19 protein-coding genes and 1 riboswitch are annotated in these 16526 nt (G+C 45.8%); of the genes, 5 read left to right on the forward strand and 14 right to left on the reverse strand.

All coding sequences use genetic code 11. From position 1 onward, the window contains the following. Positions 1-386: 386 nt before the first annotated feature. A complete protein-coding gene (locus AC060N_RS18930; RefSeq protein WP_106540631.1) occupies positions 387-803 on the forward strand; it encodes a DUF6146 family protein in 417 nt (138 codons plus the stop codon). Here AC060N_RS18930 and ribD read toward each other — a convergent pair. After that, entirely contained in the window at positions 800-1855 is a 1056-nt protein-coding gene (gene ribD / locus AC060N_RS18935) for a bifunctional diaminohydroxyphosphoribosylaminopyrimidine deaminase/5-amino-6-(5-phosphoribosylamino)uracil reductase RibD (RefSeq protein ID WP_479525082.1), read from the reverse strand. The two genes, AC060N_RS18930 and ribD, sit on opposite strands and share 4 nt — an antisense overlap. A gap of 25 nt (positions 1856-1880) precedes the next feature. On the opposite strand from ribD, the gene prmC reads away from it, so the two are divergent. Continuing rightward, a complete protein-coding gene (gene prmC, locus AC060N_RS18940) occupies positions 1881-2723 on the forward strand; it encodes a peptide chain release factor N(5)-glutamine methyltransferase (RefSeq protein ID WP_479525083.1) in 843 nt (280 codons plus the stop codon). On the opposite strand, the gene AC060N_RS18945 is transcribed toward prmC, so the two are convergent. From AC060N_RS18945 to mobA, 12 genes are all read right to left on the reverse strand, one after another. After that, complete coding sequence (locus AC060N_RS18945) at positions 2724-3656, reverse strand: molybdenum cofactor synthesis domain-containing protein (RefSeq protein ID WP_479525084.1); 933 nt, start codon at positions 3654-3656, stop codon at positions 2724-2726. A gap of 4 nt (positions 3657-3660) precedes the next feature. Then, on the reverse strand, positions 3661-4113 hold the full coding sequence (gene moaC / locus AC060N_RS18950) for a cyclic pyranopterin monophosphate synthase MoaC (protein ID WP_479525085.1): 453 nt from the start codon (positions 4111-4113) through the stop codon (positions 3661-3663). Positions 4114-4207: 94 nt separating this feature from the next. Further along, complete coding sequence (locus AC060N_RS18955) at positions 4208-5008, reverse strand: GTP 3',8-cyclase MoaA (RefSeq protein ID WP_479525086.1); 801 nt, start codon at positions 5006-5008, stop codon at positions 4208-4210. Next, positions 4992-6167: a molybdopterin molybdotransferase MoeA gene (locus AC060N_RS18960; RefSeq protein WP_479525087.1), complete on the reverse strand. Its 1176-nt coding sequence runs from the start codon at positions 6165-6167 to the stop codon at positions 4992-4994. Before AC060N_RS18960 ends, AC060N_RS18955 begins: the two co-directional genes overlap by 17 nt. Then, the gene (locus AC060N_RS18965) at positions 6164-6691 is read right to left on the reverse strand and encodes a P-loop NTPase family protein (protein WP_479525088.1); all 528 of its coding nucleotides are present in this window, start codon (positions 6689-6691) and stop codon (positions 6164-6166) included. The genes AC060N_RS18960 and AC060N_RS18965 overlap by 4 nt, the downstream gene beginning before the upstream one ends. 75 nt (positions 6692-6766) lie before the next feature. Continuing rightward, positions 6767-6902, reverse strand: a riboswitch (molybdenum cofactor riboswitch). A 43-nt stretch (positions 6903-6945) separates the two neighbouring features. Then, on the reverse strand, positions 6946-7566 hold the full coding sequence (locus tag AC060N_RS18970) for a rhodanese-like domain-containing protein (protein ID WP_479525089.1): 621 nt from the start codon (positions 7564-7566) through the stop codon (positions 6946-6948). Positions 7567-7604: 38 nt separating this feature from the next. Then, positions 7605-8195, reverse strand: a complete 591-nt coding sequence (locus AC060N_RS18975; RefSeq protein ID WP_106540639.1) for a YeeE/YedE thiosulfate transporter family protein — start codon at positions 8193-8195, stop codon at positions 7605-7607. 11 nt (positions 8196-8206) lie between these two features. After that, a complete protein-coding gene (locus tag AC060N_RS18980; RefSeq protein ID WP_246187183.1) occupies positions 8207-8734 on the reverse strand; it encodes a YeeE/YedE thiosulfate transporter family protein in 528 nt (175 codons plus the stop codon). 28 nt (positions 8735-8762) lie between these two features. Continuing rightward, positions 8763-9707, reverse strand: coding sequence for an NrfD/PsrC family molybdoenzyme membrane anchor subunit (nrfD, locus tag AC060N_RS18985; RefSeq protein ID WP_479525090.1), 945 nt, complete (start codon positions 9705-9707; stop codon positions 8763-8765). 20 nt (positions 9708-9727) lie between these two features. Next, a complete protein-coding gene (locus AC060N_RS18990) occupies positions 9728-10261 on the reverse strand; it encodes a 4Fe-4S dicluster domain-containing protein (protein WP_051538500.1) in 534 nt (177 codons plus the stop codon). A 2-nt stretch (positions 10262-10263) separates the two neighbouring features. Next, positions 10264-12504 (reverse strand): molybdopterin-containing oxidoreductase family protein, encoded by a 2241-nt coding sequence (locus tag AC060N_RS18995; RefSeq protein ID WP_479525091.1) that lies wholly within the window; start codon positions 12502-12504, stop codon positions 10264-10266. A 357-nt stretch (positions 12505-12861) separates the two neighbouring features. Further along, entirely contained in the window at positions 12862-13434 is a 573-nt protein-coding gene (gene mobA, locus AC060N_RS19000) for a molybdenum cofactor guanylyltransferase (RefSeq protein WP_479525092.1), read from the reverse strand. 112 nt (positions 13435-13546) lie between these two features. Here mobA and AC060N_RS19005 point away from each other — a divergent pair, with 112 nt between their 5' ends. Together AC060N_RS19005 and prfB are read left to right on the forward strand one after the other, a co-directional pair. Further along, positions 13547-14023, forward strand: coding sequence for a regulatory protein RecX (locus AC060N_RS19005; RefSeq protein ID WP_479525093.1), 477 nt, complete (start codon positions 13547-13549; stop codon positions 14021-14023). A gap of 71 nt (positions 14024-14094) precedes the next feature. Further along, a protein-coding gene (gene prfB, locus AC060N_RS19010) for a peptide chain release factor 2 (protein WP_479525094.1) occupies positions 14095-15190 on the forward strand; the annotation gives its coding sequence in 2 pieces (ribosomal slippage) (positions 14095-14157 and positions 14159-15190; 1095 coding nt in all). Positions 15191-15224: 34 nt separating this feature from the next. On the opposite strand, the gene AC060N_RS19015 is transcribed toward prfB, so the two are convergent. Further along, positions 15225-15869 carry an HAD-IA family hydrolase gene (locus tag AC060N_RS19015; RefSeq protein WP_479525095.1) on the reverse strand — a complete coding sequence of 215 codons (645 nt, stop codon included), beginning with the start codon at positions 15867-15869 and terminating at the stop codon, positions 15225-15227. 125 nt (positions 15870-15994) lie between these two features. Here AC060N_RS19015 and arsC point away from each other — a divergent pair, with 125 nt between their 5' ends. Next, a complete protein-coding gene (gene arsC / locus AC060N_RS19020; protein WP_479525096.1) occupies positions 15995-16336 on the forward strand; it encodes an arsenate reductase (glutaredoxin) in 342 nt (113 codons plus the stop codon). Positions 16337-16526: the final 190 nt, after the last annotated feature.

Below are 16526 nucleotides of genomic sequence, written 5' to 3' on the forward strand. Positions count from 1 at the left end.
TTTGAAATGCTTACCTGTTATTAACCTCCTCTGTGCCGGAACAATAGATGGCTGATTATTGAAAAACCGCTCCAACCTTTGCAGTTATTTATACTTTAAGAACGCAAAAGGTAACCCTTTTAGTCTATAATTTTTACATTTTTTCCTTTCAGAGAGCCATTAAAGTGTAAACATTTCAACCACAGAATCAGGTAATTATCCATTATTTAATTCAAATCACATATTTAACATATTCTCACCCATTTAACAAACACTTGCAAACTTTTATGCTTTTTTAACAGCCAGCCTCATTGTACAAACTCATTTCTAGAAGGTTAAGCGAACTCACACTTGCTTTTTGGCACGATTTTGGCAATTTTTATATGTACAAAAGACAGGAGGCAATTATGAAACAATTGATGTTTTTAATACTGGTCGTTATTGCAGCATCATGTGCCGCTCCCAAAGACAGTACAAAGAGTGTGGTGCTGAAAGCCGAAAATGACTCGACACAAAAGGACACCACTGAAGTCGTCGCTTTGGATCCCGGATTCGAAAGCTGGTATGCCATGCACGACAACAAAGCCAACTACAGAAGTAAACAATACTACCACAATTGGAATGTTCGTTATGTAAGGGAATGGAATCTGAAAGCATCGACTTATCCTCATGCCCAACTGTTCAACGGACAGATTAATTACGATTTCTCGGAAGATTATCCGCTTGAAGTAGAGCACAAATTATTCATGTACTTTCAGTTTGTAGAACACAAGTTGGGAATTCCAATTTTGACCGGTGGGTCCCGACCGCAGCCGGTTTTCTAGATATTTCTGAAAAGTAACAGCCGGCTTCCGTCCAGCTCATCTTCTTTAATCAGTTTACCCGGTATTTTCGGAGCAGGAACACCGCTACGGAATAACCGGTTACCAACGAATATGCGTGCTTCGTCCCACTGATTTCGCTCCATAAAACTGTCCAGTAATTCTCGGCCTCCTTCTACAATCAACGATTGTATATCTCTCTGGTACAATTCATCCAGCATTTGTTGCACGGCATCCCGCGAGGGATCCAGCTTCACAAATTCGAGGTTCTTTTCATCTTTTTCAGGATTTTCTGTGAATACCAGCGTGGGTATCGATCGATCAAACAGAGCTAAATCATTACTCAGGCGCCTGGTACGATCGAGAACAATGCGTAACGGATGACAGCCATGCCATTCCCTGACCGTTAATGAAGGATTGTCCTTTTCGGCTGTGTTAGTGCCTACCATAATCGCAGCCTCGTCGGTCCGCATTTTATGCACTGCCGTTTTCGACAATTGGTTGGTAATCCAGGTTGATTGTCCGTAATGTTCCGGCGACCGGTCAATGTCGATAAATCCGTCCAACGTTTGCGCCCACTTCAAAATGATGTAGGGCCGTTTCTTTTCATGAAAGGTAAAAAACCGCCTGTTCTGTTCCTGGCATTCTTCCCTCATGACGCCCAGCACAACACGACAACCGGCAGACTTTAATTTTTCGATGCCTTTCCCGGCTACCTGGGCAAATGGATCGACTGTGCCGATAACCACACGGGGAATTTTTTTTGATACGATTAAATCGGAACATGGCGGTGTTTTTCCATGATGAGCACAAGGCTCCAGTGTCACGTAAAGTGTCGAATCTTTTAACAATTCTTTTTTCCTCACGGAGTTAATGGCATTCACCTCTGCGTGCGGTCCGCCATATTTTTGATGAAAACCTTCACCTATAATTTTGTCTTCGTGAACAATCACGCAACCGACCATCGGATTCGGTGCTACATTGCTCATGCCTAAACGAGCCAGTTCAAGGGCCCGTTCCATATATCTCTTATCGTAACTGAATGAATGATTCATTTCCGGCTTTCTTTATCTTTGCACGATGAGACGATTATTTGATCATATCCGGGAGAAACTTTCCAGCCGTTATGAACCGGCCGAATGTGAAAGTATTTCTTTTCTGATTTTTGAGCATGTCCTCGGATATAGTCGTCTTCAGGTTCACCTGAAAAAAGATGATACCATTCCGGATGCTAAGGTAACGGAAATTGAAGAAATTCTGAACCGCCTTGCTGACGGGGAACCCATTCAATATATTTTGAGAAAAGCGGATTTCTTCGGACTGACTTTTACGGTGAATCCTCATGTGCTGATCCCACGGCAGGAAACCGAAGAGTTAGTCGATTGGATCATCAAAGACAACAAACTTCCTACACTCAAAATTCTGGACATTGGAACCGGAAGTGGCTGCATTCCAGTCGCCCTAGATAAAAACATTCCTGATGCTGAAGTTTTTGCATATGATATTTCTGCGGAAGCTTTAACGGTTGCGAATCAAAATGCAGTGGATAACCACGTTAACATTCGCACACAAAAGGTCGACATACTTCACTGGGAAGCGGCTTCTGTTGACAAAACTTTTGACATCATTGTGAGTAACCCTCCCTATGTAAAAGAAGAGGAAAAATCACTGATGCTGGAGCACGTGCTAAGCCACGAACCTCATCTGGCGCTTTTCGTTTCCGACAATGATCCGCTGATCTTTTACCGCCGCATCGCTGAATTTGCACAACAACATCTTTCCCCGGAAGGGAAGCTTTATTTTGAAATCAATGAAGCATTAGGAAAGCAAACCGCTTCCCTTTTAAGAGAAAAAGGATTTCCGAACCTGACATTAAGAAAAGACATCAACGGGAAGGACCGGATGATTTGCGCCACCCGGTAATCAATGCCCATCAATCCCGGCCAACATCAGAAATGCGTGGTTGAGAATTCGGAAAATTTCGGTGCAATACTCATGTACCGCTTTTGGACTTCCCGGCAAGGTAAAAACCAGCGTCCTTCCCATTACACCAGCGACACCTCGGCTCAACAATGCATTAGGTTTTTCAGCTCCGTATTTTATACGTATCATCTCCATAATACCCGGAAGCTCTTTATCCAACATCTCTGCAACCACGTCTGGTGTAATATCGCGTGGACCGATTCCTGTGCCACCGGTCGTAAAAACCATATCGACGCAGGTTTCCCTTGCTTCTTGTAAACGATATTGCAACACCGGAGCTTCATCGGGAATGACGATGGTTTCCACTTCCACCTTTCGCTTTTCGTCTGTAAAAAAATCTGTCAGTAATTTTGCCAGTAGCGGACCGCTTTTGTCTTCATATTCTCCTTTCGAAGCCCGATCGCTGAGGGTAATAACCAACGCCTTGAAAATGCGTGGTTGATATGTCAGCACGTCACCTTCCTGTACGTGCCCACTTTTCAATACACGGGCGAATATACCTTCCTTGGGCATCACGCAATTACCAACCTCGCGGAAGATCGAACAATTGTCGCCATGGCACTTTTTCCCAATCTGAGTTACCTCCAATTCAACGTGCTCTCCCACCAACCGATCGAATGGGCGCATCTCGTACAGCAAGGCTCCTTCCGTGGTAATATTTTCCGCAAACTCGCCAAAAGTAATCTTCCTTCCGGCTTCTTCCGAAAACTTATCGATGCTCTCCGTTCCGAGCAGACTTACCTGGCGGTGCCAGCTTCCGGCATGAGCATCGCCCTGTACACCATGAAAATCCAACTTAATCCGGTCGACCGGAAGTTTAATAGTTCCCTTCTTTTCAGAAATATTGACTGATTTTACGACAATCTGTTCCATTTCTTTACTCTTTTGTCTTTTCGTTCAACCGGATATCCTGCATGACCATTTTTTTGTCAACTGCTTTACACATATCATAAACCGTGAGTAACGCAACCTGAACGGCCGTCAACGCTTCCATCTCCACACCTGTTTGTCCACTACAAATCACTTCGCCGACGGCTTCCACGCCTCCTTCGGTGAGTGTACAAGTCACTTTCACTTTGCTAAGCTGCAATGGATGACAAAGCGGAATGAGCTCATGCGTTCGTTTGGCCGCCTGGATGCCGGCAATTTCAGCAACTGTAATCACGTCACCTTTCTTCATCTGGTTCTCTTTTACCAACCGGACCGTTTCGGGCTGTAGCAAAATTTTACCCGAAGCGACTGCTCTTCTTTTCTGAATCGGCTTTCTAGAAACATCGACCATTCGGGCACGTCCCTGCTCATCGGTATGTGACAATTTTCTGTTTATCATGTCCTTTTTGTCTCTGATTAAGTTAAGCTGTTATTTGACTCTTCCTCCATCTATCCTATACTTATCCCATACTCATCCTATACTCAAGCCCTACCTAACCTCCAATTTTGTAAAATGCACCTGTCTGGTTTTTGCTGCCGGATTTGGGTTTGTTTTCCACTGCCAGCTGCAAAGCTTCGTCAAACCCATATTGCCGAACATTAAATCCTTTCGGATTGAACAGGCAAGGTTTCACGCAGCCGTTGGCCATCAGCCGGATGCGGTTACACGAACGACAGTTTCCGCCTTCTCCGTTTTTTACCTTCGAAAAACTTCCGGTTTCCAAATCCATCTGATGGATGTATTGTACTTTCAGTCCTTTATTTTTGGCAAATTCGGTGACCAATTGTGCATCCTCTTCATCTTCGGAATTACGAATTACACAGTTGATTTTCACCGGTGTCAATCCATATTTCAGAGCCGCATCAATGCCTCGAAAAACTGCATAGACATCTCCGCCTCGTGTTATATAACTGTATTTTTCCGGATCGGTCGTATCAAGACTGATGTTCACCCGGCTTAATCCGGCTTCTTTCAACTTCGGAGCAAATTTGTCAAGCAAGATACCGTTGGTGGTCATCGCCACCTCTTCAATGCCGTCAATCTGTGCCAGCATATGCACCAGGCCAACAATTCCCTTGCGAACCAACGGCTCACCACCTGTCAGACGCACTTTCGTAATTCCCTGTGCTGCTCCTCTTCTAACGAATTCAGCAATTTCCTCGAATGAGAGCACATCCTCATGTCGCATTGACTCCACACCCTCCTCGGGCATGCAATAGCGGCATCGCAGATTGCACCGGTCGGTAACCGAAATCCGCAGGTACGTTATTTCACGGTTATAACGGTCGAACATAAACACTTTCTCCTTTACTTATTTCGCTTATTCCTACCGGGATTTCCATCAACGCATTGGCACCGGTAAGCGCATGTATGTGTGCTGAACCGTGATACGGAAGCAGTTCCACTTCCCCGAAAGGGGAAATAATCACGGGCAAAAATTCGTAGCGATTATTCTTCTTTCTCTTGAAATCAACAGCCAACCGAGCTTTGATTCGGAAAGGTGTAAAAGAAGTTCCCATCAAACGGTAGAGCAACTCTTTTCCTACAACTTCCAACTGAACATAGGAAGAGACCGGATTTCCGGGCAATCCTAGTACATATTGCTTTCCCTTTCGGGCGAAAAGCGTATGCTTGCCTGGTTTGGCAGCCATCACGGTAGTTAAAATGGTAAAACCAAGTTCTTTTAATACTTGCGGAACAAAATCGTAATCGCCAACCGAGACTCCTCCGGAAAGAAGAATTACGTCGTTTTCCTGCAAAGCATCTTGGATGGTCAATTGGGTTGCTTCAGGCGTATCCTCAACAATTCCGGAATATTGAACCGGAAAATTCATCGAACGAAGCTGAGCGACCATTTGCGGTCCGTTACTATTTCGGATTTGCCCGGCAGATGGCTTTTCTGTTGGTTCTACCAGTTCGCTTCCAGTTGTCATCACGGCTACCTTCGGCCTGCAATACACCTCGACCGTTGTTTTCCCGACGCCAGCCAAAACAGCGATATGTTCCGGACGAATCAATGTGCCGGCGCTCAATACCCTGTCACCTTTTTGGACATCTTCGCCCAGAAGGCAAATATTACTGGCACTGCCGTCTTTGGTGTAACGAATGTGGTCATTGTCCAAAATCTCCACAAACTCCTTCATAATCACCACGTCTGCACTTTCGGGAACCGGCGCACCGGTCATGATTTTGACGCACTCTCCCTGACCGATAGTAAAAGTCTGAAAACTACCAGCAGGGATTTCACCCAACACTTTCAATGGTCCCGGAAGGTCTTCCTTACGACAGGCATACCCATCCATCGCCGATTTATTGAATGGCGGTATATTCACATCCGAAAAAACATCTTCCGCCAGAACACGTCCTGTTGCTTCCGGTATCTCCACACTTTCGATACCCAGCACTTCCGCATTATCCCGCACGATTTGCAGTGCTTCTTCAATTGAGATCATCTTTTCTCCCATCTGTTGTTATTCCAGTTAAACGGTAAACGGACGTTGGAAGGTTCGTTTGCCTCTATTCGTGTATATTCGAAAGACCAGTTTGTTGTTTTCTCTTTACTCCCACCACAAACCAACGCTGCAGCTCCTGGACGAATATATCTTCCCAGACCGCCTGATTCAATGATGACCGGCTGAGCTGCATTAAATTTTTCAGTTAACCATTTCACCAGAACCGGAAGACTCTCCTCCCGAGCCTGCACATAATACACCTTCGCTGCACCAGCGTCCAGGTAACGCGAACTGTCTTTTACTGATAAGGCATCGGTTTCTTCCGCAATCATTAGTTTGTCCTCAGAAGTCAGTACGTTCAGAGAATCTGTCAGCACATGAAAATGCGATGAAATTTTGACAACATAAACGGGAGTCTTCAGCGAAAGCTCTTTAACCAAAGCACAACCGGCTGAGGTTTTACCGACATTCCTTCCACAACCGGCAATTAGCAAAGCATTATTCATTGTAGTCAACTCCTTCATCGTTGGAACCTTCTGTAAAAAAATTGGCCTGACCTCCCACATGGAAATCAGGCAAATATCGCAGAGCACCTTTCAAAGGGCTATGCGCTATCTCCTTTCCAAGTCGGGAATCTCTGATTCCGTCGGGAGGCCAAACCGTTTCCGGATTGACCCGCGTCCTGTTCTCCATGGCTTTCGCTTTAGGAGAACAGGCTCGGAGTCTAAAATCAAACCAATTATATGTTTTACGTCACTCGGACGTGCTCACTGTTCAATTAACATCCACCGGCAGCCCGCTTTTTCTTCGGACGCTTGGGGACTGCTGCCGGAGCGGGTGCAGCTGCCTGTGTCTCGGCCGGAGCAATAGCACCACCACCCAAAACACCACCGGCTGCCTTCCGAAAATCGTACTTCGCGATTTCGTCATCCGGACTGGTTGATGCCGGCTTCTCGGGATTCATAATGGTTTCGGCCCAGTAGTTCATTCCACCCTGCATCACATAATTGCTCTTATACCCTCTCTGACGTAGCAGCATCCATGCTTCGGTAGCTTTGCTGTTACCGTTGGAATACAGCACATTCATTTTGGCCGATTGATCGAAATAGCCAGACCACTCATCGGCCAGAATATTGTCAATCGGGATATTGATGGCACCAGGAATGTGATAGGCTTCAAATTCATCCGCACTGCGTACATCAATCAGTACCATGCTTGGGTCTTTTTGAATCAGCATGTCAGCTACCGCATCAGTTGTGATGAGATGAGAATTGGTTCGCACCTCACTCAGTATTTTATCAGGGCTCGATTTTACAGCCTTGGTTTTCGATTCGGGAATGGCAGCAATGAACAATCCTAACGGAATGAACACCATCGCCAGTTTTAATCTCATGTTCATTTTCATCTGTTTTTCAGTTTTTCACTCAAATCCTCAGACTAGTATTCATCGCGCGGGAATTTCCGCTCCGACCATTCTCCCAGCCAGAACATTCCAAATGCAGCGATGATCAGGATAGCGGCAAATACTCCACGTGACATGCCAAGTGCATCGTATACAAACGGCGCTCCCATAAACTCGGCCTTGTAGATTCCTTCGAAAACCGGATAAGCTTCCGTGAAAAGGAATACACCAATGAAGAGTCCGCCAATGAAGGCCAATGCATCCAGCTTACCAATCGATAAGGCACAGAAAGCCGTTCCCGGGCAAAACCCGCCCAAAATGAATCCGGCTCCCATTACTGCCCCACCCAAAATGGCCGACCACAAGTAAGTAGGATTGATGTAGATTACGCTCAAATCGAGCCAGCCGAGAAGAGCGAAAATGAGTGTGCCAACCATCGCCGTGATGGCAGCCGTGAAGAATACTTTCAACACAGTGGTGTCGTAGCCGTAAAACATGCCGGCCAGTTTCCGTGATGAAGAAAAACCACTGTTTTCGAGTACAAAGCCAAAACCTATGCCGATGACAAATGCTAACACCAGGTTGGTATTGGCTGATATAATTTCATATACCGTTAATGGTCCCATAGTTTCGTCTTTTAAATCCAGAGTTTACGTACAAAATAGGCCAGCGCGAAGGCTGTTCCGAAAATAAATATCATGGTAATAAAGCCACCGAGACTTAATACCGCCATACCGCTCAATGCAGCGCCACTCGTACATCCACGACCGAGCTGCGAGCCCAGACCAAAGAATATTCCGCCCAATACGGCAAAGATGATACGCTTACGACTGGTGATTTTGGGACTATGCTCTACTTTGAACTTCAGTCGTCCCGCCATCGCTCCGGAAACAAAACCTCCGACTACGAGGCCCAGCATTTCAAATACCAGCCACGATTTCATCGGATTGCCCGAGTGAGACGCAAAATATTCCTTATAGAACGGAGTGTTTTCGACATGTGACGGAGCAACCGCTTCCATTCCGGTTACGAGCACACTTTTTACCGCGCCGCTGGCTCCAAGTCCACGCCCGGCTGTATAGATAGCAGCCAGCAGAACCAAACCAAGCATCACGCCTCCGAAGTATGGATTCCAATACTTTTTACTTTTATCCAGATTCATCATTTTTTGGTTTAAGATATTCTCTGATTAGTTAATTCATTACCCAATGGCTCATCTGTCCGGCATGCGCCAAAATAAAACGCAGAATGAGGCCACCAACCAATACCAGCACCGGAGCTGCCCGGTAGGGAACTTTCTTATCGCGCATTTCCAGTGCTTCCAGCACCGCAGGCACAACAAGTCCCATTCCGACCACCAGCACCCAGAATGAAGCGGTGAAATCACCTCCCATAAAGAGATCGGCGGCATTGATTTTGGTTTGTGTACCAGCATTGAAGCCCATGAACATATGAATGATCAAAAACAGCTCAATCGCAATCAGTCCCAAATCAATTTTGGCGAACATGTGCCTTTCTGTTTTCACTTTCGAAAGCAGAACGATTGAAGCTGCTCCTGTTGATAACCCGGAAATAAGGAACAATGGCCCCAGAATAGAGGTGTTCCACAACGGGCGGGCGTTAAAGGCCGAGAACAAAATCCCGGTATACACCCCTAATATCAAGGCAAGCGTCATCATGGCCCAGGCCATTTCCTTTTTGTATTTCCTGAACCAGTTTTCCAACTGCTTTGCCCAGTCGAATTTCCAATCCCAGTTGGGGAAGAATTCCCGGATATTCAGTGCCGCCCAAATGATCGACAGCGGAGTAATAGCCATCAACGTCCAGGCTCCCCAACTCATGGGTGATTCCAACTTGATGGTCGTATACAACCTCCAGAAATAGAGTTTGTGTTTCAGGTCGAGGAAGAGAAACAGCAGACCTAATGCCAAAATGAAGGGCACCAGAATAGGTGCTTTTCTGACAGCAGTCGGATATTGCTCCTCTTTATTCCATACAGTGAACAGTCCGGCGAAAAACAGAATGCCGGCAGCCAAACCACCCAGAAAAAGGTAACTGGGAATTTGCCATTCCCAAACACCAAGATGTGGGTCGATTAGCGGATTCATCCGTCCACTGACAATGAGATCTTCGTTCATTGTTATATGATTTTTTAGGTTTAGACTAAGATGTAAAGCTGCGGATCGGTTCCCGCTTCCGGAATCAGTGTCTTATACTTTCGTACACGAAGAAGTGTCGACATCTCGGAATTTGGATCATCGAGGTCACCGAAATATAGACACTTGGTAGGACAGACCGCGACACAAGCCGGATCTTCACCATCTTTTACCCGGTGATCGCAGAAAGTACACTTATCGACATACCCTTTCGGGTGAATATACCGGGCATCGTAAGGACACGAAATGATGCAGGCACTACACCCGATACATTTCTCTTCGGCTACCTTCACAATACCACCTTCGGCATAATGACTTGCCCCGGTCGGACAACTTCGTACACATGGCGCATTATCGCAGTGGTTACAACGCTCCGAACGCAATTCGGTATGCAACTCCGGATAAATACCATGGTTGATTTCACGGACCCAATCACGGGCATAACCGATGGGTACATTATTTTCAGTCTGACAAGCTACTACGCAGTCGCTACATCCCACGCATTTTTTGCTGTCAACAGCCATTGCATATCTCATAATCAGGCCTCCTCTCCTTTCGTAAATCTAAAGGTTACAAAGTTTCCACGCATTCCGGTTCCCCCCATAATCGGGTCAACCATTACGTTGGTAATCAATTCGGCATCGCTGGCACCACGACCAAAAGCTCTGGACAATTTCCTATTGGCATGTCCAAAACCGTGAACGATGTAAACCGAATCCCAGCGAATGCGTTCAGTCACCCTGACTTTCACAGGAAAACTGGAAACTACGCTGTCCTGATTTTGCAGATACACTTCCTGACCATTCTTCAAGCCCCATTCGCCGGCCACTTTCGGATTTACCCATACGGCATTTTCCGACATCAGGTCAGTTAGGTTCGGATTATTCGCTGTACGCGTGAAGGTGTGCATCGGAGCCCGGCCGTAAATCAGGCGGTAATAGCCCTGAGGCGGCTCGGGATGTGCTGTGTAAGTCGGCATCGGATCGAAACCTCCTTCAGCCAATGAAGTTGAATACAGTTCGATTTTTCCGGTATTGGTAAAGAATTCTACTGCTTCTCCATCCTTGAAATAGATATCGTCGTAAGCACGCTTCCATTTTTTCACGCCAACTTGTTGCATTTCGGCAAGAGAAGTGCCCATCTGTTTCAATTCATGGTCCAGTTCTTCCTCGATGGTATCAAAGGGGAAATACTGTTCCAATCCCATGTAGCGGCTGAGATTCTTAGCCATCCACCAGGCACTGCGACTTTCGTATTTCGGTTGAGCGGCCGGCATACGCAAAGCAATGGTCGGCTCACGATGCTGCGAATCACGGATTGAATCATACCGCTCGAGATAGGTACATTCGGGGAGAACGACATCTGCCCAACCGGTAATTTCCATCGGCATAGTATCAACCACGACCAGCAAATCCAGATTTTGAATAGCTTTCAGTGTTTTTCTGCGATCAGGCAATGTTTCAATCAGGTTGGTTCCGTTGACAATCCAACCTTTGATCGAGCGGCTCATGGCCGAAGTCGGGATGGTGGCATCACACATTCCGTTGGCTAAAGCCAGGTCAGCCAGCTGATATTTGCCGTCCATGGCGTCACGCCAGGTAAACTCCGGTTTTGGGAACGGAGGAAGTTTAGCATGCGGAACGCTTTTCTTGTCAGGCATGTAGAATCCGCCACGACGTCCCCAGGAACCAAGCAGTGCATTCAGAATAGCAACTGCACGCAAGCGTTGCGTATCGTCACCATACCAGGTCACATGCCTACCGGGATGAACGATCGTAGCCGGAGCTGCTTTCGCCATTTCGCGAGCCGTTTTCCAAATAACGTCAGGCTTAATGGTGGTAATTCCATACGCCCATTCCGGAGTCATATTCTGAACATGCGCCTTCAGCTGGTCGAAACCATAGGCATACTGCTCAATATATTTTTTGTCGTAAAGATCTTCGTTTATAATTACATGAATCCACGCCAAAAGCAAAGCAATGTCAGTTGCCGGCTTAATAGGCAACCAATATTTAGACTTACTGGCAGCCGTTGAGAAACGAGGATCTACCGTAATTATGGTAGCGCCTTTGTCGATGGCATCCGACATTTCCTGCACATGGCCGTTGTGCATATTTTCACCGATATGGGAACCAATCAGCACCATGCAACGGGTATCGCGGATGTCGGTATTCTCGGGTGAGTTGATTCCCTGGCCGTAAGTTGCGATGAATGCCACTTCCCGCGGCCCGCGACATTGTGCGTACGAAGGTGCAGCAACATTTGCCGAGCCAAAACCTTTCATCAGGTTGGTGAAATACTTACCTCCTGAACCGTGGGTAAACAGGGCTGTGGCTTCGGGGCCATGCTCCTCTTTAATTTTGGCCATCTTGTCAGCGATGTACTGAAAGGCTTCGTCCCATGAGGCACGACGGAAGGTTTGCTTGCCCCGCTCTTCGGTTCTGATAAGGGGGTACTTCAACCGATCCTCGTCGTAATACATGCCGACTCCTCCGGTACCACGCGGACAAAACCGTCCGTTGCTGTTCGGATCCAGATCGTTACCGGTAATTTTCTTTATCTGACCGTCCTCATCTTTATGAACCCAACCCGCGCATTTCCAGAAACAAACTTCGCAATACGTGGGAGTACGTTTTAAATCAGAGGGCAGCTTATAATCGCTATTCTGCTTTTCGGAGTCGGCAACCGATGCGGCAGCTTTAACTACCTGATTACCGACAAACAATCCAGCAGAACTTAACGCGGAGATTTTGATAAAATCCCTTCTGCTCTTAACCATTAATTTAGACTTTTAAACATTTTTATACGAAAATATACATTTATTAACATGCTAGCACATGAAAAAGTCACCCTCAATCAAAATTCAACTTAAACAGCTGATTTACTGATGTATATTTTTCAGCAGAATAGTGAAGTTATATTTGGTTTTAATCTAAATAGGCGGTTTTCTCATTGATTATGAAGTAGTTTTAATCCAGAAAAACAAAGCCTTCACCAACACAAGCATAACCAACTATAATACTGTAGATTAAATGCGATTTCAAACCGTTTTTAGGTAGGAAAAACAACTCGAAAATAACGAGATTGTGAAAATTATTCTTATTTAGATAGGATAAATATAATAGTCTGCCAGAAGCTATCTTTTCAAATCGCCGGGAGTATTGAAATTATCGAACAGAGATGGATTTTGAGCCATTAAATCGTCGAAAGAAACGAGGTGTATTTCAGCCTGTTTTATGATACCTCGAAGCTGAAAATTCCCATTTATGATGCTCTTTTCAAAAACCTGATACAGGTCGCGATGATAAAGGGCTACGAGAGGTTCCAGTTTTCCCTCATGAACCGGTACAGCACCTTTCCCTCTCCGTTGATCCAGCAACAGAGTTAAGGCCTCTTCGTTGACCAACGGAACATCGCAGCTCAAAATCAGGTTCCAATCATGGGACGAAGCTTTCAGAGAAGAATACAAACCTGCCGCCGGACCACAATCTGTAAATTCGTCTTCCACAACCGGGTAGCCTAGCTTCCGGTATTCCTCATGATTCGCACTGATAATGATATCGGAAGTAAACTTTCCCAGCAAATCAATTGCGTATTGAACCAGCGGCTTGCCATCGAACAGAACAAAACCTTTGTCCTGCCCCATTCGCATACTTTTCCCTCCGGAGAGAACAATTCCGCCCAAATCCAATGCTTTTTCCTGATTCATAGGGCTAAAAGTAGAGAGAATTATTGTAGCGTCAAAAGCTCATTTCCCTTGCCGATCGCTTATTTCGACAGCGTCATTTTTCATTACCTTTAATCTCTGAAAAAATCAGTTTATGAACCCAATCCTGAATTACAAGGACGCGTTGAACAAAGCAGCCGCTCTCTGCAGTAAGTCAGAAAAGTGCAGCGGCGATATCCGGAAGAAATTACTAGACTGGGATCTTTCTCTCGAGGATGCCAACAAAGCCATCGCTTGGCTTCAAGACCAAAAGTTCCTGGATGATGAGCGGTTTGCCAACTTTTTTGCCCGCGACAAATTTCGATTCAATGGATGGGGAAGAATTAAAATCCGTTACACCTTACGACAAAAGGACGTGGCTTCCTCCATCATTGACAAGGCTGTAGCAGCTATCGATGAAAACGATTACCGTCACTTCCTGAAAGAATTAATTCAGGCGAAAGCCGGAAAAATAAAAGCTGAATCGAATTACGAAAAGAAGGGTAAGTTGGTTCGGTATGCTCAGGGAAGAGGTTTTGAACCCGAACTCATTTTCAATGCAGTTGATGACGTGCTGGCCAGGGAAGAGTGAGGCATTGAACCGAAGCTTCTCTCAAGATGTTTATTTTTCTACCTTTGCGCGACGAAATAAAAACAAACAACATGATACAAAAGGAGCAGATCAGAGATCTTGCTGAGCGCCGGGATGCGCTGAGGAGGTATCTTTGACGTGGATCAGAAATTGATCCAAATTGAAGAAGAAGAATTAAAGACGCAGGACCCGGGCTTTTGGGACAATCCGAAGGAGGCTGAACAGCAAATGAAAGTCATCCGTGGATTGAAACAATGGACCAATGCTTTCCAGGAAGTGAACCAGTCGATTGAAGACTTGCTGGTACTCTTCGAGTTTCAGGAAGCCGGAGAAGCCTCTGAAGAAGAAGTAGATGAACAGTTTGCTAATTCGCTGGAGCTGGTCGAAAACCTCGAGACGAAAAACATGCTGCGGCGTGAAGAGGATAAACTGGGTGCTGTGTTGAAAATTAATGCCGGTGCCGGCGGAACTGAGGCCAACGACTGGGCTGAAATGCTGATGCGAATGTACATCCGCTGGGCAGAACAGCACGGTTATAAGGTTCGAGAATCGATCCTGGTACCTGGTGAAGATGCCGGAATAAAGAACGTAACGCTGGAGATTGAAGGTGACTATGCTTACGGTTACCTGAAAAGTGAAAATGGCGTGCACCGGTTGGTCCGTATTTCTCCGTTCAACGCACAAGGAAAAAGACAGACTTCATTCACATCGGTATTCGTTTCGCCGTTGGTTGACGATACCATTGAGATTGAAGTCAACCCAGGCGACATTACCTGGGAAACTTTCCGTTCGGGTGGAGCCGGTGGTCAGAACGTAAACAAGGTGGAAACCGGAGTTCGTTTGCGACACGGTCCGAGTGGAATTGTTATCGATAACACCGAATCGCGTTCGCAATTGCAGAATAAAGAAAATGCCATGCGCTTGCTGAAATCTCAATTGTATGAGATTGAGATTCGGAAACGCCGTGAGGAAGAGATGAAGCTGGAAGCCACCAAGAAAAAAATTGAATGGGGTTCCCAAATTCGTTCGTACGTAATGCAGCCATACAAAATGGTGAAGGATACGCGCACCAACTTCGAAACCTCGAATGTTCAGGGTGTGATGGACGGCGATTTGGATGGCTTTATCAAAGCTTACCTGATGGAATTTTCATCGGAAGAAGCCTGACAACTTCAAACATACAATTAAAGCCCGGAGACATTCATCCCGAATGGTTCGGGCTTTTGTTGTTTTGAAGAATGCCAACCAACTCGTTGGGCGAGTCAGCTAACCAGCCGGGATTTAGTTCCGTCAAACGCTGCCGGGTATTCATTCCCCACGTAACCGCAACCACCGGCACCTCTACCTGGTGACACGCTTCGATATCGCGCACTTCATCCCCCACATAAACCACGTCATCAGCCGACAATGATTCGCTTTTCAACAAACGTTCCAGTGCTTTACTCTTCCCGAAAAGGGGAATATTGCATTCCATCCGATCAAAATATTCAAGGCCATTTCGTTTCAGGAATTCGGTTACTACTTCGAATTTGTTACTCGTTAACACCAGCAGCCGCTTGTCACGACTTAAGGCATCCAGCATTTCTTTAATTCCCTCGAACGGCTTCACCGATGTCATCTTACTTCGGAACATTCGCTTCATGTCACGCATGAAAAAAGGAAGCCGGTACCATGAAATTCCCGATTCGCGCAGAAGTTCTTTGGTACTTTTGTTCCGGTTTTTCCGCCAGTCATCTGTCTTTGGGTAACGATATTTCTCCGCCAGCTCATTGGCACAATCAGCCATCACCGGCGCCGAATCGGCCAGTGTTCCGTCAAAATCAAATATGATAACATCCGCGTCCATGCGTCCTCAGTATTTGTTGGTGTTTGCCGTTAATACACGGTCTGTAAGATACTTTTTTGTTTTTCTTAAACTGAATGCCCGGCAAACTGTTCATGAGTGATAACAATAATTTAATTCGCTGAACTATGATGACCATTTACCACAATCCACGCTGCGCCAAATCGCGTGCCGGTCTTAAGTATCTCGAAGAAAACAACATCGAACACGAGGTACGTCTCTATTTGAATGACAATCTTTCGGTTGAAGAACTTTCCGCCCTATTGAAACAAACCGGCCTGAAAGCTGAAGACCTGGTTCGTAAACAGGAGGATTATTACAAAAAAGAGTTGAAAGGAAAAGAGTTTTCAACCGAAGAGTGGCTCCAGATTCTGGCAGAAAACCCGAAGCTATTACACCGCCCCATTGTACAGAAAGGGCAAAAAGCTGTATTAGCCCAACCGCCGGAAAAAATTGATGAACTAAAATAGGGCCAGCTCCTGGTAAGTTTTTATCGAGAGAACAACTGAAATTTCACATGGAAGAGTAACTCAGTGATAACATATTATAATATTCACATATTATCATTTTTATAATTATACTCTATCACACTTCCCCTAAAGGCTATTATTTTCAGATATAAATATCCTTTATTGAAAATCTTTCGTTGAACCATCCATA

The sequence above is a fragment of the Prolixibacter sp. DSM 2831 genome (genome assembly GCF_056493735.1).